The 20,827-nt window shown below is 70.9% G+C and carries 16 protein-coding genes; 13 read left to right on the top strand and 3 right to left on the bottom strand.

Features of this window, described 5'->3' with window-relative positions; all coding sequences use genetic code 11:
* Positions 1 to 363: 363 nt before the first annotated feature.
* Positions 364 to 885, bottom strand: a complete 522-nt coding sequence (locus AC0680_RS33425; protein WP_384434341.1) for a TerD family protein — start codon at positions 883 to 885, stop codon at positions 364 to 366.
* 741 nt (positions 886 to 1,626) lie between these two features.
* On the opposite strand from AC0680_RS33425, the gene AC0680_RS33430 reads away from it, so the two are divergent.
* Positions 1,627 to 2,232 carry a YdbC family protein gene (locus tag AC0680_RS33430; RefSeq protein WP_384434336.1) on the top strand — a complete coding sequence of 202 codons (606 nt, stop codon included), beginning with the start codon at positions 1,627 to 1,629 and terminating at the stop codon, positions 2,230 to 2,232.
* Positions 2,233 to 2,259: 27 nt separating this feature from the next.
* On the opposite strand, the gene AC0680_RS33435 is transcribed toward AC0680_RS33430, so the two are convergent.
* Positions 2,260 to 2,997, bottom strand: coding sequence for a TetR/AcrR family transcriptional regulator (locus tag AC0680_RS33435; RefSeq protein WP_478636470.1), 738 nt, complete (start codon positions 2,995 to 2,997; stop codon positions 2,260 to 2,262).
* A 100-nt stretch (positions 2,998 to 3,097) separates the two neighbouring features.
* On the opposite strand from AC0680_RS33435, the gene AC0680_RS33440 reads away from it, so the two are divergent.
* The 5 genes from AC0680_RS33440 (at position 3,098) to AC0680_RS33460 (ending at position 8,064) form a co-directional block, all read left to right on the top strand.
* Complete coding sequence (locus AC0680_RS33440; protein WP_478636428.1) at positions 3,098 to 4,717, top strand: ABC-F family ATP-binding cassette domain-containing protein; 1,620 nt, start codon at positions 3,098 to 3,100, stop codon at positions 4,715 to 4,717.
* 57 nt (positions 4,718 to 4,774) lie between these two features.
* Positions 4,775 to 5,434 carry a histidine phosphatase family protein gene (locus tag AC0680_RS33445; protein WP_478636430.1) on the top strand — a complete coding sequence of 220 codons (660 nt, stop codon included), beginning with the start codon at positions 4,775 to 4,777 and terminating at the stop codon, positions 5,432 to 5,434.
* A gap of 11 nt (positions 5,435 to 5,445) precedes the next feature.
* Positions 5,446 to 6,351, top strand: a complete 906-nt coding sequence (locus AC0680_RS33450) for an ADP-ribosylglycohydrolase family protein (RefSeq protein ID WP_478636432.1) — start codon at positions 5,446 to 5,448, stop codon at positions 6,349 to 6,351.
* Positions 6,352 to 6,648: 297 nt separating this feature from the next.
* Positions 6,649 to 7,350, top strand: a complete 702-nt coding sequence (locus AC0680_RS33455; protein ID WP_478636435.1) for a ribonuclease HII — start codon at positions 6,649 to 6,651, stop codon at positions 7,348 to 7,350.
* Between the two features lie 66 nt (positions 7,351 to 7,416).
* Positions 7,417 to 8,064, top strand: coding sequence for a hypothetical protein (locus AC0680_RS33460; protein ID WP_478636437.1), 648 nt, complete (start codon positions 7,417 to 7,419; stop codon positions 8,062 to 8,064).
* Between the two features lie 150 nt (positions 8,065 to 8,214).
* On the opposite strand, the gene AC0680_RS33465 is transcribed toward AC0680_RS33460, so the two are convergent.
* Positions 8,215 to 8,922 carry a hypothetical protein gene (locus AC0680_RS33465; RefSeq protein ID WP_478636439.1) on the bottom strand — a complete coding sequence of 236 codons (708 nt, stop codon included), beginning with the start codon at positions 8,920 to 8,922 and terminating at the stop codon, positions 8,215 to 8,217.
* A gap of 469 nt (positions 8,923 to 9,391) precedes the next feature.
* On the opposite strand from AC0680_RS33465, the gene AC0680_RS33470 reads away from it, so the two are divergent.
* The 7 genes from AC0680_RS33470 to AC0680_RS33500 all read left to right on the top strand — a co-directional run.
* Positions 9,392 to 11,551, top strand: coding sequence for a RecQ family ATP-dependent DNA helicase (locus AC0680_RS33470; RefSeq protein ID WP_478636441.1), 2,160 nt, complete (start codon positions 9,392 to 9,394; stop codon positions 11,549 to 11,551).
* Between the two features lie 1,628 nt (positions 11,552 to 13,179).
* Complete coding sequence (locus tag AC0680_RS33475) at positions 13,180 to 13,398, top strand: MbtH family protein (protein WP_478636444.1); 219 nt, start codon at positions 13,180 to 13,182, stop codon at positions 13,396 to 13,398.
* 102 nt (positions 13,399 to 13,500) lie between these two features.
* On the top strand, positions 13,501 to 14,793 hold the full coding sequence (locus AC0680_RS33480; RefSeq protein ID WP_478636446.1) for a lysine N(6)-hydroxylase/L-ornithine N(5)-oxygenase family protein: 1,293 nt from the start codon (positions 13,501 to 13,503) through the stop codon (positions 14,791 to 14,793).
* A 2-nt stretch (positions 14,794 to 14,795) separates the two neighbouring features.
* Complete coding sequence (locus AC0680_RS33485; RefSeq protein ID WP_478636449.1) at positions 14,796 to 15,452, top strand: FMN-binding negative transcriptional regulator; 657 nt, start codon at positions 14,796 to 14,798, stop codon at positions 15,450 to 15,452.
* A 266-nt stretch (positions 15,453 to 15,718) separates the two neighbouring features.
* A complete protein-coding gene (ddaH, locus tag AC0680_RS33490; protein WP_478636452.1) occupies positions 15,719 to 16,594 on the top strand; it encodes a dimethylargininase in 876 nt (291 codons plus the stop codon).
* Positions 16,595 to 16,649: 55 nt separating this feature from the next.
* Positions 16,650 to 17,834 carry an FAD-dependent oxidoreductase gene (locus AC0680_RS33495; RefSeq protein ID WP_478636454.1) on the top strand — a complete coding sequence of 395 codons (1,185 nt, stop codon included), beginning with the start codon at positions 16,650 to 16,652 and terminating at the stop codon, positions 17,832 to 17,834.
* A 407-nt stretch (positions 17,835 to 18,241) separates the two neighbouring features.
* Positions 18,242 to 20,827 (top strand): non-ribosomal peptide synthetase (locus AC0680_RS33500; protein ID WP_478636456.1); only part of this gene is annotated, 2,586 nt, incomplete at its 3' end.

Consider the following 20,827-nt stretch of genomic DNA (forward strand, 5'->3'; position numbering starts at 1 on the left):
GTGGGGGGGGGGGGGGGGGGGGGGGGGGGGGGGGGGGGGGGGGGGGGGGGGGGGGGGTTTCCCCCCCCCCCCCCCCGCGCCCTGGGCCCCGGTGGCTCAGCGGCTTGTGGAGGGGACCGGCCTGGCGCCGGTCCCCTTCGCCGTGTCCGGGGAGCCGCCGCGTGGCCCGGAGCCTGGGCGGACGGGTGTGCAGAGGACAGCGGCGCCCAGTGGACGGCGGCGACGGCGCGCGCGAGGCCGGTGCCGCACGGGGCGGGGCGGCCGACCGCCGCTCCCCTCTCGCGCCCGGAGTCCGGCCGCCCTCCACCGGAGTGCCGCCGGTCCGGTGCCGTGTCGCGACCGAGGTGAACGCGGGGCGCGCGGTCAGTGCCCCATCTGCCGGGCGAAGGTGTCGGGGTCGGCGTCGAAGCCCTGGACCGCCGAGCGGAATCGCCAGTTGCCCGCCTCGTCCCGGGTGAATTCGGCGACCTTCGCCGCGGTGGACTGCGCGACCTCGGCGAAGTCGTACGAGGCCAGTTCGGTGTACCCCTCGCGGATCAGTGCGGCGGTGTTCTGTATGTCGCCGAAGACCTTGCGGCTCCCGCCCTGCTGGATGGCCACCCCGACGACGACGCGGGTGTAAGTGTCGGACAGCCGGTCCAGTTCCAGCGTCATGATCTCGTCGAAGCCGAATCCCTGGCCGGTCCGGCTGTCCCGGTTGAGAGTGATGGTCCCATCGGGCGACCGGCTGTCGAAGGCCACCAGATAGGCGGGATCGCCATGTGGTGCGTCAGCCGTATAGGTCGCCGCGATGATGTCGAGGTCATTGTCCGGCGTGCCGATCGGGCTGGGGTCCCACTTGAGCGTTACCTCGACCTTCTCGATCCCTTTGTTGAGCGTGCTCACCGGGCTTCCTTCCGTCATCTCCCGGGGACGCGGCTCGACCCACGCGGTCACGCGGATGCCCCCAGGACTTCCCGTTGGCTGACCATCGTGCCACGCCCCGCGCCCCCGGGGTGGCTGAACTTCCCCTGGTCAGAAGCGGATTGGAGGTCATGGGGGTGGCTGGAAAGTGCCCCTCCGGCCCGTGGGGGCCATCGGTTCGGTTCAGGGGGTGCTCGCGCCCCGGAAGCCGCCGAGGTGGCCGCCGAGGACCTTGGGCTCCTCGGTGGGGGGAGGGCCGGCCGATCAGGAAGTCGGTGGTGGGGCCGTCGGTGAGGGCGAGGCGAGCGTGGGCCGCAGGGTCCGGGGCGGGGTGTCGCAGGTCTCGGAGGCCGGCCGGGTGGGACCGAAGGAGGGCCGGCGTAGGTGGTGCGAAGGAATTCGGCCAGCGGTGGGCTGACGGCAGTCTGCGCCACGGAGGGCGGCCGGCCCCGGGCTTCGGTGCGCTGCCCGACGGGGAGCGGGGAGATCTCCGCCGCGGTGTGCCCCGGTGGCCGTGCGCGCCAGGGTGGTGGACGGGCTTCCGTACGGCGTGCGGGTGAGCGGCCGCGCCTGTCGGGAGGGCCGGTGCCCGGAGGCGGCCGGAGAGGCGGAGCGGGGGCTCGGCGTCATGCGCCCATCGACCCGCGTCCGTAAGGAAATTCGGGGTGGTCGGAGTGTGACGCGCGGTGATCCGGATTCGCTCCCGGGCCGTACGATGGCGCGGTGCTGGTCAAGTGGATTCGCCTCACCGTCGTGGACCGTCGAGGGTTCGAGCGGGGGCAGCGGAAATGGGCGGGGCTGCTGGGTGAGCCGGGGTTCCGAGGGCAGGGCGGGGGCTGGAGCCGGGGACGGCCCGGCGTCGCGCATCTGGTCGCCTTCTGGGAGAGCCGGGCGTTCTACGACTCCTTCATGGCGCGCTCGCACGACCGCCTGGCGGCCGCGCAGGTCGGCACGTACAAGGACGCCCAAGTGCGGCTGTTCGAGCACGAGTTTGACGTGAAGGTGGGTTTCCGCCCGGTCTTCGCCGATGTGGACGTGCTGCGGCTGGCGCACTGCCAGGTGCGCGAGGACCGGGTGGACCACTTCATGCTGATGCAGGAGAAGGTCTGGAACCCGGCGATGGCGGGTTCGCCGGGAATGCTGCGAGGGATGCTGGGACGGGCTCCGGGGGAGGAGTTCCTGGTGCTGTCGATGTGGCAGTCGGCCGCCGAGCGGGGGAAGTACCGGCCCGAACGGGTGGAGCGGTTGGCGCTGCGGGCCCAGATAGGCGCGGATGTCCGGGCGATCGCCGGAGATGTGGTGCAGCTCGAACCGTCGTGGACGGTGTGACGGGCGCATACGGGGTGCCGGGCGCGCTCAGGGGGCCGTGTCCGGGGTGCCGCCGACCCTGCCTCTGGTGGTGAAGGCCCCTGCGCGGGCGGCGGCCAGCGTTGCCGCGACGGCCTGGTCGGCGTGTGTGTCGTCGACCGGTTCCCGGGTGATGAACAGCCGGAGGAAGAGCGGCGCGGAGACGGACCGGACGAGTGCGCCGGCGTCGACGGCGCCTTCCGGGGCGCCGGGGCGGGAATCCGCCGGCGTCGGCAACTCCCCGCGGCGCACCGCCCGTTCGACGATGACCTCGCACCGCGCGAACCGCTCGGCGTAGTACGCGCGCAGGGCCTCGGCCGCGCGCTCCGACTGGAATGCGGCGGCGATCATCGCGGAGCCCGACGCCGCCACCACCGGGTCGGCGAAGGAGGTGACGACCTCATGGGCCAGAGCGCGCAGATCGCCCTCCAGGGAACCGGTGTCCGGCGGGGTCCAGCTGTCCTCGCCCGCCAGGGCCAGGGCGTCCGACACCAGCCCCTCGACGTCCTTCCAGCGGCGGTAGAGCGTCGTCTTGTGCACGCCGGAGTGCTCGGCGACGTATTCGACGGTCAGGCCCGGGTAGCCGTGCTCGGTGAGGCCGGCCAGGACGGCGTCGCGGACGGCGGCGCGGGTGCGGGCGGTGCGGCCGCCGGGGCGCCGGGTGCCGGGGGCGTTGCCGCCGGGTGCCTTCTCGGCCGTCTCCTCGGCCGGTGTCCGGGGCTTCGCCGCAGCCGCGTTCACGTTCATGTCGTCGCCAGTCAATTGCAACTCCGGTTGCGTTAGTGGGTCGCGTGTGTCATCCTCATCGTAATGCAACACTGGTTGCATTTATTGGGGGGAGGGTCGAGTGCCCACACAGATCTCATTGCACGGCATCACCAAGTCCTACGCCGACCGACTGCTGCTCGACGGCGTCTCGCTGTCGATCCGCCCCGGCGAGCGCGTGGGGATCGTGGGGGAGAACGGCGCGGGAAAGTCGACGCTGCTGCGCATCATCGCGGGCGTCGAGCAGCCCGATGAAGGCCATGTGGTGCGCCACGCCGACGGCGGCGTCGGCTACCTCGGCCAGACCCCCGACCTCCCGCCGGACCGCACCGTCCAGGACGCGATCGACGCCGCCCTGGCGGACCTCAGGGCGATGGAGCGGCGGCTCAGGGCACTGGAACGCGAGCTCGCGGACCCCAGCCCGCAGACGCTGGAGGAGTACGGCGACCTGCTCACCCTCTTCGAGCTGCGCGGCGGCTACGAAGCCGACGCCCGGGTCGACAGGGCGATCCATGCCCTGGGGCTGGAGCGCCTGGGCCACGACCGGCCGCTGGGCGGCCTCTCGGGCGGCGAACAGGCCCGGCTCGGGCTCGCCTGCCTGATCGCCGCGGCACCCGAGGTCATGCTCCTCGACGAGCCGACCAACCACCTCGACGCCGCGGCTCTGGACTGGCTCGAAAGCGCCCTGCTCGCCCACCGCGGCACGGTCCTGGCCGTCTCCCACGACCGGCTCTTCCTCCAGCGGATCGCGACGGAGATCGTCGAGGTCGTCGCGGACCGCCGCAGCGTCGTCCGCCACGGCGGGGGCTATGACGCCTTCGTCGCCGCCCGGGCAGCCGCCCGCCGCCGCTGGGAGCAGGGGTACGCCCAGTGGTGTGAAGAGATCACCCGGCTCACCGACTTCGCGGCGGGGACGGCCCGCGTCGTCGCCCAGGGCCGGCCCATCAAGGACGGCAACAAGATGGCGTACGACCGGGACAAGGGCCGCGTCCAGGCATCCGTGTCCAGCAGGGTGCGCAATGCCCAGGAACGGCTGCGCAGACTCCGTGAGGACCCCGTCCCCAGACCGCCCGAGCCCCTGCGCTTCCAGGCGGCGCCGGGCCTCGGCGACGCCGAGGGCACCCTCGTCCGGCTCGACGGGGTGCGGGTGGGGGACCGGCTGGCGGTGGACTCCCTCACCGTCGCCGCGGGTGAACGCCTGCTGGTCCACGGCGCGAACGGCGCGGGCAAGACCACGCTGCTGCGGGTCCTGGCCGGTGTCGCCGAGCCCGACAGCGGCACGGTCCTGCGCCGGGGGCGGATCGGCTTCCTCGCCCAGGAAATACCGGTCTCCCGTCCGGCCGAGCCCCTCCAGGCCGCGTTCTGCCGGGGCCTGAGCGGGGACGCCGAGGAGCTGACCGCGCTGCTGCTGTCGTTCGGGCTGTTCCGCGAACGCGACCTCCAAGTGCCCGTCGGCGCGCTCTCGGCCGGCCAGCGGCGCCGGCTCGCCCTGGCCAGGCTGCTGGCCCGCCCGGCCGACCTGCTGCTGCTCGACGAGCCGACCAACCACCTGGCCCTCGGCCTCGTCGAAGAGCTCGAAGCGGCACTGGCGGCATGGCCCGGCGCCCTGGTCGTGGTCTCCCACGACCGCCTGCTCCGCCGCCGCTTCGGAGGCCGCCCCTACGAGATACGCCAGGGCCGTCCGGCTCTCGTCGCCTGCTGACGGGGCCCGCCGGGGCTGCCTGCGACATGTACAGGGCAGGCGCTTTAGGCTGGCGGCATGGCTCGGCCCCGACGCATCGTGCTCCTCCGCCATGGCGAGTCGGAGGGGAACGTCGACGACACCGTGTACGAGCGGGAGCCCGATCATGCCCTCGCCCTCACGGAGGCCGGGCGGCGCCAGGCCGAGCAGGCCGGTGGTCCGCTGCGGGAGATGTTCGGCGAGGAGCGGATCTCCGCCTATGTCTCGCCCTACCGCCGCACCCACCAGACCTTCCGGGCGCTCGCCCTGGACCCCACCAGGATCCGGGTCCGGGAGGAGCCCCGGCTGCGCGAGCAGGACTGGGGCAACTGGCAGGACCGCGACGACGTGCGGCTGCAGAAGGCCTACCGCGACGCCTACGGCCACTTCTTCTACCGCTTCGCCCAGGGCGAGTCCGGCGCGGACGTCTACGACCGCGTCGGCGCGTTCCTGGAGAGCCTGTGGCGCAGCTTCGAGGACCCGCACCACCCGCCGAACGTCCTGATCGTCACGCACGGCCTGACCATGCGGCTGTTCTGCATGCGCTGGTTCCACTGGACAGTGGCCGAATTCGAGTCGCTGTCCAACCCGGGCAACGCGGAGTGGCGCACCCTGCTGCTCGGCCCGAACGGCCGCTACAGCCTCGACCGGCCCTTCGAGCGCTGGTGTGAACCCGAGCCTTATGGCGTCACCGGTTAGAGTGCACACCGATGACCGCCGACCACCGTGACGCCGACCGCTTCGAGCGGGCTCTGGCGAGCCTGCGCGGACTGTCCGTGGGCGACGCCCTCGGATCCCAGTTCTTCGTCCCCGCCCACTACCCCGCCCTCAAGCGCCGCGAGCTGCCGCCCGCTCCCTGGCAGTGGACCGACGACACCGAGATGGCCTGCTCCGTCCTGGCCGTGCTCACCGGCCATGGCCGGATCGACCAGGACGCCCTGGCCCGCTCCTTCGCCGAGCACCACGACTTCGACCGCGGCTACGGCCCGGCGGTCAATCGCATGCTCCGGCTGATCCGCGAGGGCGGCGACTGGCGCGAGCTGGCCTCCGGGCTCTTCAACGGCCAGGGCTCCTGGGGCAACGGCGCCGCCATGCGGATCGCTCCCCTCGGCGCCTGGTACGCCGACGACCCGGAGCAGGCCACGCACCAGGCGGAGATCTCCGCCTACACCACCCACCAGCACCGCGAGGCCGTCGTCGGCGCCATGGCCGTCGCCGCCGCGGCCGCCCTGGTGGCCGACCCCGCCCGCGAGACCGGCCCCGAGCAGCTGCTCGACGGCGTACTGGAGCTGATCCCGCGCAGCGCCGTACAGGCCGGACTGCGCCGGGCCCGCGACATGCTCGACTACGGCGACTCCGGCACCGTCGCCGCCGTCCTGGGGTGCGGCCGGCGCACCAGCGCCCACGACACCGTGCCCTTCGCCCTCTGGGCGGCCGCCCGCCACCTCGGCAACTACGAGCGGGCGTTTTGGACCACCGCCCAGGCCGGCGGCGACGTCGACACCACCTGTGCCATCGTCGGCGGCGTCGTCTCCGCCGGCCGCGCCGGCGCGCCGCCCCGGGCCTGGCTGGACGGCACCGAGCCGCTCCCGGCCTGGACTCCCGCCGCCGGCTGACCACCCCGCGCCGCCGCGTTCACCGCCCGGGGCGGGATGATCGTCCGCCTCCGCTCCCGTATGCGCCGGTGCCTCCAACCGGCGGCCGCCCACGGCGACTTCACCCTTGCCCGGCCACGCGGGAGCCGAAGCGACCACGGCCTTCGGCGCACTCCCCGGCCCCAGTCGCGCGCCCCCGCGCATACCCGTCGGTAGCGGCGCCGGCCGACCCGCCGGAACCGCCGCCCACCTCGTTTGTCGCCAGGTGCGAAGCCGATGCGGACTGCTGGGCCGAATAGGCGTAATCTTGCTGGCGCCATGCCGTACGAGCCCCCCACCCATACCGTTGAGCGATCATTGCGCGCCACGACGGGCGCCAAGATCGTTGCAGGGATCGACGAGGTCGGACGCGGAGCCTGGGCAGGCCCGGTCAGCGTCTGCGCAGCCATCACGGGTCTGCGTCGACCGCCCGACGGACTCACCGATTCCAAGCTGCTGACTCCCAAGCGCCGCACCGAACTGTGCGAGGTGCTCGGCGAATGGGTCACGTCGTACGCCCTGGGGCACTCCTCCCCGGAGGAGATCGACGAGCTCGGTATGACCGCCGCCCTGCGCCTCGCGGCCGCGCGCGCCCTGGAGGCGCTGCCGGTCCGGCCGGACGCGGTCATCCTCGACGGAAAGCACGACTACCTGGGCACGCCGTGGCGGGTCCGCACGGTCATCAAGGGCGACCAGTCCTGCATCGCGGTCGCCGCCGCGTCCGTGATCGCCAAGGTGCGACGCGACGCGATGATGGCCGAACTCGGCCTGGAATACGCCGACTTCGACTTCGCGGCCAACGCCGGCTACCCCTCGCCGACCCATCGCATCGCCCTGGAGGAGTACGGTCCCACGCCGCACCACCGACTGTCGTGGTCCTACATGGACGCCCTGCCCCGGTGGCGGCATCTGAAGAAGGTGCGCGTCACCCCCGAAGCAGCCGCTCTGCGAGCCGGTGGCCAACTCGGCTTCGACTTCTGAGCGGTGCGGGCATCAATTCGGTACCCGATGACGTGTCCCGCACTTACGTTTGATAGACATCGTCTTATGCCTCTCATCCCCGAGGAGCCTCAGATTCACGAGAGTGTCCCGGGTCCCCGCGCAACTCCGGCCGCCGGCCGTACCGCGCCGACCCCCCGTCCTGTTCCTGGTCCCGGTCCCCGCCCCGCGCCTCCGCGCGGAGCCCCCGCGGCCAGTGCCCGTCCGGGCAAGCCCGGACCCGCTGCCCCGCCGCGTGGGCCTGTCGCCGCTCCGCCGGCGCAGCGCACCGGCTCCTCGCAGCCCCCGGCCGGCGTCACCGGCACCGCGGGAGCCCAGCTCCAGCTGATCCCGGCACCCGCCGACGGCGCCATCGACGCCGCCGACGAGGCCGTCGACCTGCTGCTGGACTCCGGGCGTGCGCCGGCCGACATCCTGGTGCTGACCACCGGCGAAACCCATCCGTGGGCCGCACACGAACTGTCCTTCGGCGAGGCGTCCTACTGGGCCCAACACGACGCCGCGGACGATGTGTTCTACGCGGACGCCGGCGCCGAACGCGCCACCGGCCGGCCCGTCGTGGTCGTCGCCGTCAACGGCGGCACGGACGAGGTCACCGCACGGGCCCTGCCCGCCGCGATGGCCCGCGCCGGAACGCTGCTGATCGTCTGCGGCGACCCGCAGCGGATCAACGCCGTTCTCGGCGCGAACGCCTGACCCCGTTCGCCGGAAGCAGCCCGTCGGCCCCAGCGGCCGCCGGGCTCGCTCGCGTTCCCGGCTGCCGGCCGCCGCGGCGCTGAGCACCATGGCGGCGCGGTGCGGCTGGGCCGCCCCGCGGCCGGACACCCCCAGGGGTGTCCGATGCGGTCAGCGCGCCGCCGTGTGCCGATGGGCTTCCGGGGCGCCGCCGCCGGTGCTGCGCGGGGCCGAGCGGCGCGGGGCGGCCGGTGTGGCCATGCGGGGAGCGTCCGAGCGTGCCGACGTCGTCCGGGGCGCGGGTATCCGACCCGACCCCATGCGGTGCGCGGGCGCGCCCGGCTTGTTCGTGGGGGGCCTGCTGGGGCGGCGCCCGCCGCGGCCCTCTCCCAGCACCTGCCAGCGGTCGGAAGTCAGCGTGATGTACGCGCCGCAGCGGAGCCCGTGCAGGGTGCAGGCATCACGCAGGCCCCACATCCACGCCCCGTCGGTCTCCGTCCAACGGGGCTCGCCCTCACGGCAGTAGAGCAGCACGGCCGTACGGACCGGGGAGCGCAGCCGCAGGTCGTGCGGGATGACCCGGCGCAGATGCGTCAGCAGCGCATTGCGGAACTCCCAGCCGTCGGGAGCGGCCGCGGGCTCGGTGAACGATGCACTGGCCGTCACTCGATCCAGCGGATCGAGCACCGCCACGATGGCCGTCGACGGCCCCGGGCGATGACGATCATGCAGGCCGGTGACGACCTCACGGGGGTTGCGCAGCAACGGGATACCGGCGGAGGCCCATTCGGCGGGCTCCAGCATCCGGCCCAGTCGGGCGGCTGAGTCGGCGGACGTGGGCGGGGGCGTATGCGGGGGCGGGGCGAAGCCGAAGGTCACGTTCCTCCCTTCGTCTACGCGTCAGCGCGTAGGGTGTGACCGGGTGCGCCAGTGCACCTGGGCACGGCCCTGCCTGAGCACGGACGGCCGGTACGGGGAAGCACCTCCAATTCTTGCGGTCGTACAGGCATGCGGGCAACGAGCAATTCCCGCACGCGCCCCGGAATCCCCCGGTACATCGCAAATGTCTGTGCCCGCTCGCGCCGACCTGTGCCGCACTGCCACCACCCCTTTAAGGCGAGGACCAGCGAAAACGCCCCCTTCGCCCCCCCGGCCCGGGGGCCTCCCCGCGGGTGGCCGGCCGGTGCCGGCGGAGGGCCACCGGCGGGGGCCGGCCGGTCGCGGCCGGCCCATCAAGCGCTGTGATCCGGTCATCCCCGATCGGCGTGCGGCGTGTCGACCGTCCGCGAGCCGCCTGTCACGCGGGGTGAGGTGGCTGATTGTCAGTGCCATCGGGTTGCATGGGGGCATGGACGACATGGAGCTGCGCGCCGAAGCCGACACCATCCTCGCCGAGCTCGTCGGCGACCCGGGGGGTTCGGCGCGGTTGCGGGAGGACCAGTGGCAGGCGGTGGCGGCCCTGGTGCAGGAGCGCCGGCGCGCCCTGGTGGTGCAGCGCACCGGCTGGGGCAAGTCGGCGGTGTACTTCGTCGCCACGGCCCTGCTGCGCCGGCGCGGCTCCGGCCCGACGGTGATCGTCTCGCCGCTGCTGGCGCTGATGCGCAACCAGGTCGAGTCGGCGGCGCGGGCCGGTATCCGGGCGCGCACCATCAACTCGGCCAACCCGGAGGAGTGGGACGCCATCCACGAGGAGGTGGAGCGCGGCGAGACCGACGTGCTCCTCGTCAGCCCGGAGCGTCTCAATTCCGTGGATTTCCGCGATCAGATGCTGCCCAAGCTCGCGGCCACGACCGGTCTGCTGGTGGTCGACGAGGCGCACTGCATCTCCGACTGGGGCCACGACTTCCGGCCGGACTACCGCAGGCTGCGGGCGATGCTCGCCGAGCTCGCTCCGGGGGTGCCGGTGCTGGCCACCACCGCGACCGCCAACGCCCGGGTCACCGCGGACGTGGCCGAGCAGTTGGGCACCGGCGCCGGTGAGGCCCTGGTGCTGCGCGGCCCGCTGGAACGGGAGAGCCTGAGGCTGGGGGTGGTCCGGCTGCCGGACGCCGCGCACCGCCTGGCCTGGCTCGCCGAGCACCTGGACGAGCTGCCGGGCTCCGGCATCATCTACACGCTGACGGTCGCCGCGGCCGAGGAGGCCACCGCCTACCTACGGCAGCGCGGCTTCCAGGTGGCCTCCTACACGGGGCGCACGGAGAACGCCGACCGGCTGCAGGCCGAGGCCGACCTGCTGGAGAACCGGGTCAAGGCGCTGGTGGCGACATCGGCGCTGGGCATGGGCTTCGACAAGCCGGACCTGGGCTTCGTGCTCCATCTCGGCTCGCCGTCCTCACCGATCGCCTACTACCAGCAGGTCGGCCGCGCGGGCCGCGGTGTGGCCCATGCCGATGTGCTGCTGCTGCCGGGCAAGGAGGACGAGGCCATCTGGCGCTACTTCGCCGACACCGCCTTCCCGCCCGAGGCGCAGGTCCGCCAGACCCTGGGGGCGCTCGCCGAGGCGGGGCGGCCGCTGTCGGTGCCGGCCCTGGAGGCGTCGGTGGATCTTCGGCGCAGCCGGCTGGAGACCATGCTGAAGGTGCTCGACGTCGACGGCGCGGTGAAGCGGGTGAAGGGCGGCTGGACGGCCACCGGAGCCGAGTGGGTCTACGAGGCCGAGCGGTACGCCTGGGTCGCCCGGCAGCGGGCCGCCGAGCAGCAGGCCATGCGCGACTACGTGAGCACGTCCCAGTGCCGGATGGAGTTCCTGCGCCGACAGCTGGACGACGAGGGGGCGACCCCGTGTGGCCGCTGTGACAACTGCGCCGGCTCCTGGGCCGATTCCTCCGTTTCGGCGGAGACGCTGACGGCGGCGGCGAAGGAACTGGATCGCCCCGGAGTGGAGGTCGAGCCGCGCCGGATGTGGCCGACGGGGATGCCCGCACTGGGCATCGACCTCAAGGGCCGCATCCCGGCCAAGGAGCAGTGCTCCACCGGACGCGCCCTGGGACGCCTCTCCGATATCGGCTGGGGCAATCGGCTGCGCCCGCTGCTGGCCGAGAACGCGCCGGACGGGCCGGTCCCCGACGACGTCCTGCGGGCCGCGGTGGAGGTCCTCGCCGATTGGGCGCGCTCTCCTGGCGGTTGGGCGTCGAACGCTGCGGACGGTGCCGCCCGGCCGGTGGGTGTCGTCGCGGTGCCGTCCCTGGCCCGCCCGCAGCTGGTGGGTTCGCTCGCCCAGGGGATCGCCGCCATCGGCCGCCTGCCCTTCCTGGGCACCCTGACGCACACCGGGCCGGACGGCGCGCACACGGCGCGCCGCAGCAACTCCGCGCAACGCCTCAGGGCGCTCTCCGGTGCCTTCACCGTGTCCGAGGAGCTGGCCGGTGCGCTGGCGCACTCTCCCGGCCCCACGCTGCTCGTGGACGATTACACCGACTCCGGCTGGACCCTCGCGGTCGCCGCCCGCCTGCTCCGCCAGGCAGGCAGCGAAGGGGTTCTTCCGTTGGTCCTCGCGGCGGCGGGCTGAGCTTCCCATGCCGTTCCTGGACGGGAGCGGTGGGCGGGGTGGCCGGATCACCGCGGGCCGAGGGCGGGTCGTCGGTGGTGACGGGGGCCGGCACGCGTGCGGTAGCCGGAACCGGCCGCCCTCGCAGCCAACCCGCAGGGCCGCCGGACACGAGGCGGCGCCCCCGGAAGGGCGTCAACTGACCAATGTCATATCCCAGTTGAGCGGGCGTGAAGCGACAACTCGCAGCTCGTCGCGCTGGGCACTTCGGGTCACATACAGGATACCGACCAGTATGGGAAGGCCACGCATCCGGCCAGGGTGGCTTACTTGCTGCGGATCAGGTAGATTCTGGAACGATCTTGGTTTGGCGGGCCGGCTATGGCCGAGGGTCACTCCGGTTGCCTGTGGGCGGCCAGGTGGCATGTCGTGCACTTAACGGGGGTGTCGTGCACCTATCGGGGGGCGGGGACGTGAGTTCGTCCGGAAGTTGCTGTTTCGGCACGGCGATACGCAGGTCTTGCCGGCCTGGTGAAACGGCGTGAGCGGCTCGGTGAGCGGTCACCGGGGTCGCTGCCCCGAGTGCGGTACGACGGGGAGCGCCAAGCTCGAATTATCGTTATTTTTCCGGAAGCAGGCCGCCGACGACGACGCCCTACGGGGTTTGACCGGCGTCGTCGAGTACGCGGCGAACCTCGTCGCGGCCGAGCCGGCTGACCGGTCAAGGCCGACCGCGGAGGCGCCGCGGGGCGCCGTACGGCAGCGGCCCGGCCGGTTCGAGCAGATGCAGGGGGAGATTCTTGCGGGCCGGGACGCCGTCTCGGCGGAGCGCCGACGTACGGTGCAGTGCCCGCAGTTCACGGCCGTCGACGGGCACGGCCTCACGGAGGCGACCGACTCCGCGACACCCAGGGCGTGCCCCAGCAGCATGGGCGCGCGCCCCGCGCCCCGCACACCCTTACGGATCGGCCGCCCTCCGGCTCGACGTCACAGCTGTGCGCTGGACGCCGGACCGCGGCCGGTATCGCAGGACGCGGCCGGTGAGCCACGCGTATCAGGGCCCGGGAGCCACCCTCCCGCCGCCACTCGTCCGAACGCGACGACGCAGGTGGCCCTGCGGGCTGGAAACGCTCCGCGGAACATCTTCGAACGCCCCACGGGCCATGACGTCCCGTCGCGGCGGCTTTCCGAAGAAAAGTCGCCGGCAAATGACCTGGCGGCGTCCGCCGTCGAATGCTTAGAGTGGATCACGGGAATCCAGCCAAGTGGCCCGCCTCACTTATGGGGATGGTCACGGCAGTCACCCGTCTTATTACGCCATGGCGGCCGGATTTTAGCGGCAGGGTGAAATGGTGTGGCCGCCGTACTCTCTTCAGTGTTGCGGTAGCTGTGTAGTTTCGACTTCGACCACTTCCACGGCGGCATGCTCTTCAGTGCTGCCCGGCAGGGATGTAGCGAGAGACCCGATCTCCCGGCCATCGCCCGTGGAATCCATGCGTACACTTCCGGTTTCATCGAGAACTATGACCCGGGCTGCGGCCACGTCGGTATGACCTGACCACCGTGGACGATCGCCGAAAACGAGCAAGGCTTTGCCGTGACAGTGCGGCGACGTCGTCATACACCTTTCCCGAGAAAGCGAGGGCAACATGAGCAACCCGTTCGACGCGGAAGACGGCAGTTACTACGTGCTCACCAACGAGGAGGGGCAGCACTCGCTCTGGCCGGCGTTCGCCGAGGTCCCGGCCGGTTGGTCGATCACCTTCGGCGAGGCCGACCGGGCGGCGTGCCTGGAGTACGTCGACACGAACTGGACCGACCTGCGCCCCAAGTCGCTCGTCGAGGCGACGGGCGACATCGAGAAGTAAGACGCCTCTTCGATGCAAGGCCGTCGGGAGTCTTTAGCTCCGCCGGTGAGTACTGCGCAGAGACTGCGCAACGCAAGATGAAATTGGAAGGTAGTTCAATCTATGACGGCACAGCCAGGCTCATCCATAGCAGACGTTGTTGGGATCGGGTTCGGACCTTCCAATCTCGCGCTGGCGATCGCTCTTGAAGACAGCGCCGAGGCCGGAGCGGGATCGTCGGAATTCGGCATGAAGTTCTATGAGCGGCAGCCTGAATTCGGTTGGCACCGCGGCATGCTGATGGAAGACGCGACGATGCAGGTTTCCTTCCTCAAGGACCTGGCCACCATGCGCAATCCGATGAGCCGGTACACGTTCGTGTCCTATCTCCAGGAGAAGGGCAGGATCGCCGAATTCATCAACAGCAAGACGCTCTACCCGCTGCGCGTCGAGTTCCACGACTATCTGGAGTGGGCGGCCCACCGATTCCAGTCGAACGTGTCGTACGGCTCCGAGATCACCGGCATCCGGCCGGTGGTCGAGAACGGTGTGGTGGAGTACGTCGACGTCGTGGCCCGCGCGACGTCCGGCGGCCCCGAAACCGTCGTCCAGCGCACGCGGAACGTCGTGATCGGCCTGGGGCTGACACCGCGGCTCCCGGAGGGCATCGAGGAGTCCGAGCGGATCTGGCACAGCTCACGGCTGCTGAACCGGGCGGGCGCCCTCACCCACACCCCTCGGAGTCTCGTCGTCGTGGGCTCCGGCCAGAGTGCCGCCGAGGCCGCCGACTACCTGCACCGCACCTTCCCCGACGCCGTCGTGCACACCGTGCTCTCGCGCTACGGCTACAGCGTCGCCGACGACAGCCCGTTCGTGAACGGGATCTTCGACCCGGAGGCGGTCGACCAGTTCTTCGACGCTCCGTCCGAAGCCAAGCAGCGCCTCCTCGACTACCACGGCAACACCAACTACTCGGTGGTCGATCTCGACCTGTCCCAGGACCTGTATCGCCGGAGCTACCAGGAGAAGGTCCTCGGCAGGCAGCGGCTGCGGATGCTCAACACCTCGCGCGTCACGTCCGTCGAGGAGCACGCGGACGGCGTACGGGTCGCGGTGGAGTCGATGTCCTCCGGCCACCTGCAGACGCTCGAGGCGGATGCCGTCGTCTTCGCCACCGGTTACCGGCCGAGCGACCCGGTACCGCTGCTCCAGGACCTGATCTCCGAGTGCAAGCGCGACGAAGAGGGGCGCCTCAGCATCGAGCGCGACTACCGCGTGACCACTTCCGACGCGGTGCGCTGCGGGATCTACGTCCACGGCGCGAGCACCGAAAGCTCCCACGGCCTTTCGGCCGGCCTCCTGTCCAACACCGCGGTCCGCTCCGGTGAGATCGCCGACTCCATCCTCAAGAGGTAGCCATGTACGTTCCCTCGATCTACCAAGCGGAAGACCCGGCGTGGCTCCGCCGCATCGTCGAGCAGTACCCCCTCGCCACGATGATCACCAATGGTCCGCAGATGCCGTACGCCACGCATCTGCCGGTGATCTTCAGCCCTGACGACGCCTCAGGGGACGGCGGCCCCGAGGGCGCGACGCTGCTCGGCCACATGAACCGGGCCAACTCCCATTGGGACTCGCTGGCCGACGGTGCCCACGCCCAGCTGATCTTCACCGGGCCGCACGGCTATGTCACCCCCACCGTCTACGAGACGACGCCGGCGGCACCGACCTGGAATTTCGTCTCGGTCCACCTGCAGGGGAAGCTGGAGCTCATCCCCGGTTTCGAGGAGACGCTCGAAGTCGTCCAACTGACCGTCCAGGCCTACGAGAAGAACTTCGGCGACGGCTGGGAGATGGACACCTCGCTGGACTACTTCCGGCACATCGGTCCGGCTGTGGGCGCCTTCCGTTTCCAGGTGGAGTCCGCGGACGGCATGTTCAAGCTCAGCCAGGAGAAGGACCCGGAGGTCCGCGAACGGGTCGCCGCCCGCTTCGGCGCCGGTGACACCGGGCGGGGCCGGGAACTCGCCTCCTTCATGCGGAAGTTCGACCGGCCCGACCACGACAGCGCCTGACTCGAGGAAGACCCGGCGAGAACCGGGGCCTCCGCGGGAACCTCCGGCCCCCCGGAGGCCCGCGTCCGGCTTGCCGAGGTAGCGCCCCACCCATCCGCGCCGGTGCCCTCACCAGGCCCGCCGAACCGCCGTGCACGTCGAGCGGCACATCCACCGCGACCGGATCGGCGAACCACTCGTGCAGCACGGTGTCCGGCCGGCGCGAGCCGTGTCCGTGCCTCATCGAGCCCTGAACACTCATCGTCCTTTACCAGAGGAGCGTGCCCGTGCCCATCACCGACGTGATCCGTCCGGCACATCAGTACGGTCAGCCCCGGGTGGCGACCCCGCGTCGCCTCCTGATGTGCCGTCCCAGCCATTTCGGCGTCGTCTACTCCATCAACCCGTGGATGCACCCGGAGAAGCCGTGCGATCGTGAGCTGGCGCTCTCCCAGTGGGAGAAGCTGTACGAGCTCTATATCTCGCTCGGTCACACCGTGGACGTGATCGACCCGATACCCGGGCTGCCCGACATGGTGTTCGCCGCCAATGGCGCGACGGTGGTGGACGGCAAGGTGCTCGGGGCGCGCTTTCGCCATGCGGAGCGGACGGCCGAGGGGCCCGCTTATCTCTCGTGGTTCCAGGAGCAGGGATTCTCGGAATTTCTGTGGCCGGAGTTCATCAACGAGGGGGAGGGTGACTATCTGCTCGTCGGCCGGCGCCTCCTGGCGGGCACCGGATTCCGCACCGACCAGCGCTCGCACGCCGAGGCACAGGAGTTCTTCGGACTCCCCGTCACCGGCCTGACGTTGGTCAACCCCAACCACTACCACCTCGACACCGCACTGGCGGTGCTCTCGGCCGACGAGGTCATGTACTACCCGGAGGCCTTTTCTCCCGGCAGTCAGGCCGCGCTCAGGGAAATGTTCCCCGACGCGATCCTCGCATCTCCCGAGGACGCCGCGGTATTCGGGCTCAACGCGTTCAGCGACGGCTTCAACGTGGTCCTTCCGCAGGCGGCCACGGGCCTCGCCGAAGAACTGCACAAGCGCGGGTTCAACCCGATCGGTGTGGACCTCTCCGAACTGCTCAAGGCGGGAGGCAGCGCGAAGTGCTGCACCCTGGAACTTCGTCCCGACGGAGCACGTCGGACGACGGCCTGAGCAGCGGCGGCCATTCGCGTGCTATTTGACGGCGGGACCCAAGGGGGCTTCGGCAATGGATTATGACGTTATTGTGGTGGGCGCGCGATGTGCCGGTGCGTCGACCGCTCTTCTGCTGGCCAGACAGGGGCGACGCGTTCTCCTGGTCGACAAGGCGGCTTTCCCGTCGGACACGATGTCGTCGCTCTACATTCACCAGCCGGGAGTGCAGAGGCTTGCGCAATGGGGCGTGCTCGACGCCGTCGTGGCCTCCGGCTGCCCGCCTCTCGACACGATCAGCCATGAGGTCGACGGCCTCAGCCTGACCTCGGCGGCGCCGGCGATGGACGGTGTGTCCGCCGCCTACGCGCCCCGGCGGTACATCCTCGACGATCTGCTCGTGCGGGCCGCCGTGTCGGCCGGCGCCGAATTCGTGGACCGTGCGCAGGTACGGGAGTTGGCTTGGGACGGCGATCGGGTCGCCGGGGTCCGCATGCGGGTCGGCGAGTCGATGACGACCGTGTCGGCCCGACTCGTCATCGGGGCCGACGGCATGCGATCGAAGGTCGCCGAGCTGGTCGGCGCTCCCGTGGTCCGGTCGCATCCGCTGGCGAGCTGTGTGTACTACACGTTCTGGCCCGGACTGCGCACCGGATTCGGATTCCATGAACGGGTGGGGCGGTGGATCGCCCGGATTCCGACCCACGACGACCTCACGATCGTGGCCGCATATCTGCCGCAGGACGAATTCCCGGTGGCCCGCCGCGATCCCGAGGCGGCGTATATGTCGGCTGTCGAGTCGACCGCTCCGCAACTGTACGAACAGTTGATGTCCACCGAACGCGCCGATCGGTGGCGGGGAACGGGGGATCAGCAGAACTTCTTCCGCAAGGCGCACGGACCGGGCTGGGCGCTGGTGGGCGACGCCGCTCACCATCTCGACACGATCAGTGCCCGGGGTATCACCAACGCGCTGATCCAGGCCGATCTGATCGCCGACTCCCTGTCCGGTGTGGAGGTTGCGGACAAGGCCGCCGTGGACGAGGCGACGGCGCACTTCGCGAAGGCGATGAGTGCCGTGCTGGAAGAGCCGTATATGAGCACCCTCGAGCTGGCGAACCTTCATCCGACAAAGGCAAGGCTGCGCATGTTGCACGGCATTGCCGGGTCGCCGGAACTCACTTCCCGGTACTTTGCCCTGGTGGCGGGAGTGATAAAAATGCGCGAATTCATGACGGCCGATGTCGTGGACGTGCTGTAGTCGGTGCGGGAACCCGCCCCCGCACCGAGTCGCCGGGATCTCATGCTTGCGAAGGTGATCTTGACCTGTTAGGTTCGACCTGCAGCTTGTGTGAGATCTGCGCCGGTCGAGTGCCCTGCGGGAGAAATGCAGACCCGGAACCCCGGCAACCTCTCATGAATCGTAGACGGCCATCTGTGACTACTGACGAATAACGGCTTGCAAACGACTTGCAGGTACTTTCTCGGGCTGGTTTCCCGGGAATTCATTGGCGTGGCCATACTCGAAAGTCCGACATCCGCCCAAGCCCCTGCCTCCGGGAGATCCGGCAGTGGCCCCGTGTGCATGTCGCATGACCGCGCCGCATCCCTGTGGCTCGCTGGCAGTTCTCTGCTGCCCGCTGGAAGTAAGGTTGAGCATTGATCCCCTTGTCTTTTGCGCAGCGTCGGTTGTGGTTCGTTCACCAGCTGGAGGGGTTGTCGGCGACGTACAACATTCCGCTGGTGCTGCGTTTGACCGGTGGGCTCGATGCGGGGGCGCTGGGTGCGGCGGTCGCCGATGTCGTGGGTCGTCACGAGAGTCTGCGGACGGTGTTCCCGGCCGTCGACGGGGTGCCCGAGCAGCGCGTCCTCGATGCGGCCGGGCTGGACTTCGGGTGGGAGGTCGTCGACGCCTCGGGCTGGCCGGCGGGTGAAGTGGACGACGCCGTCGCGAAGGTGGCGTGGTACGAGTTCGACCTGGCCGCCGAGATCCCCTTCCGTGCAAGGCTCTTCAGGCGGTCGGCCGATGAGCACCTGATGGTGCTGGTGATGCATCACATCGCGTCGGACGGCCTGTCCCTGGCGCCGCTCCTGCGGGACGTCGAACTGGCCTACCGTGCGCATGCCGTCGGCGAGGCTCCCGGTTGGGCGCCGCTGCCGGTGCGCTACACCGACTACACGCTGCGGCAGCGCGAGATGCTCGGGGACGAGGCGGACCCGGACAGTGTGCTCGGCCGCCAACTGCGCTTCTGGGAGCGGACGCTGGCCGGCTTCGAGGGGCGGCTGGAGCTTCCGACGGATCGGCCGTATCCGGCGGCGGCCGACTACCGGGGCAACCGGATCGCCGTGGAGTGGCCCGCGTCGCTGCAGGAACAGGTGCGGCAGGTGGCGCGCACACATCGGGCATCCGGTTTCATGGTCGTCTCGGCGGCGCTGGCGCTTCTGCTGTCCAGGCTGAGCGGCAACCCCGATGTGGCCTTCGGTGTGCCGACCACGGGCCGGCGTGACGCCGATGTCGCGGAGCTGGTGGGGTTCTTCGCCAACACCCTCGTGCTCCGCGCGGACGTTTCCGGCGATCTGACCTGCGCGGATCTGCTGCGGCAGGTCAGGGAGCGGATCCTGGACGCTTCGGCGCACCAGGACGCGCCGTTCGACGCCCTGGTCGACCTGATCAACCCTGCCCGCTCGCAGGCGCATCACCCGCTGGTCCAGGTCATGCTCGGGTGGCAGAACAACATCTCGGCCGACCTGGACCTGCCGGGTGTCCGCGCCGACATCGTGCCCACCGCCTCCCACGCCGCGCGCATGGACCTGACCTTCAGTCTCCGCGAGCGCTACACCGAGTCCGGCGAGCCGGCGGGGATCGGTGGTGTGGTCGAGTACCGCACCGACGTGTTCGACGCGGCGACGATCGAGTCGATGGTGGCCCGGCTGCAGCGGATCGTCTCCGCGATGGTGGCCGACATGGACCGGCCGGCGCTCTCGGTCGATCTGCTCGATGACGACGAGCGCGCACGACTCGACCGGCTGGGCAATCGCGTTGTGCTCTCGGAGCCGGTCGCGGGCACCTCGATACCCGAGCTCTTCGCGGCCCGGGTACGGCGGGCCCCGGACGCCGTGGCGGTGGTGTTCGAGGGCCGGTCGTGGACGTACCGGGAGGTGGACGAGGCGTCGTCGCGGCTCGCGCATCTGCTGGCCGGCCGCGGTGTGGGCGCGGGCGACACCGTCGCCCTGCTGCTGCCGCGCTCCGCCGAGACCGTGTTCGCGGTCCTGGCCGTGCTGAAGCTCGGCGCGACCTATGTGCCGATCGACGTCAAGCACCCCGACGACCGGGTGGCCTTCATCCTCGGCGACGCGGCTCCGGCCGCCGTCGTGACCACGGCGCGGCTGGTGCACCGGGTCGACGGGTTCGACGTCGCGGTGGTGGACGTCGACGACCCCGGCCTGGCCGCGCAGTCGGTCGCCGCCCCGCCCGTCCCCGACGCCGACCGCGTCGCCTACGTCATCTACACCTCCGGTACCACCGGCGTCCCCAAGGGCGTCGCGGTCACCCAGGCGAGCGTCACCCGGCTGTTCACCTCGACGGCCCCGGGATTCGTGCCGTCCCCGGACCACGTGTGGTCGCTGTTCCACTCCTACGCGTTCGACGTGTCGGTGTGGGAGATGTGGGGTGCGCTGCTGCACGGCGGGCGTCTGGTCGTCGTCTCCGAGGACGTCGTCCAGTCCGCCACCGACTTCCACCGGCTGCTCCTCGAGGAGAACGTCTCCGTCCTCAGCCAGACGCCGTCGGCGTTCTACGCCTTGCAGGCGGCCGACATGCGGCAGCAGCCGGACGGGCGCCGGCTGGACGCCCTGGAGGCCGTGGTCTTCGCGGGCGAGGCCCTCGAACCGTCCAAACTGCGGGCGTGGCTCGATCAGTGTGCGACCTGGCCCCACATGATCAACATGTACGGCACGACGGAGACGACCGTCCACGCCTCGTTCCGGAGCATCGTCGCCGCGGACCTGGACAGCCATGTGAGCCCCGTGGGCGTTCCCCTTGCCGACCTGGCCTTCTTCGTCCTGGACGCCGGTCTGCGGCAGGTGCCCAGCGGTGTGGTCGGCGAGCTGTACGTGGCGGGCCCCGGCGCCGGCCTGGGCTATGTGGGCCGTGGTGGCTTGACGGCGTCGCGGTTCGTGGCGAATCCGTTCGGTCCTGCGGGGTCGCGGATGTATCGCACGGGTGACTTGGTGCGGTGGAACTCCGGCGGTGAG

It is taken from the genome of Streptomyces sp. NPDC043738 (assembly GCF_056436545.1).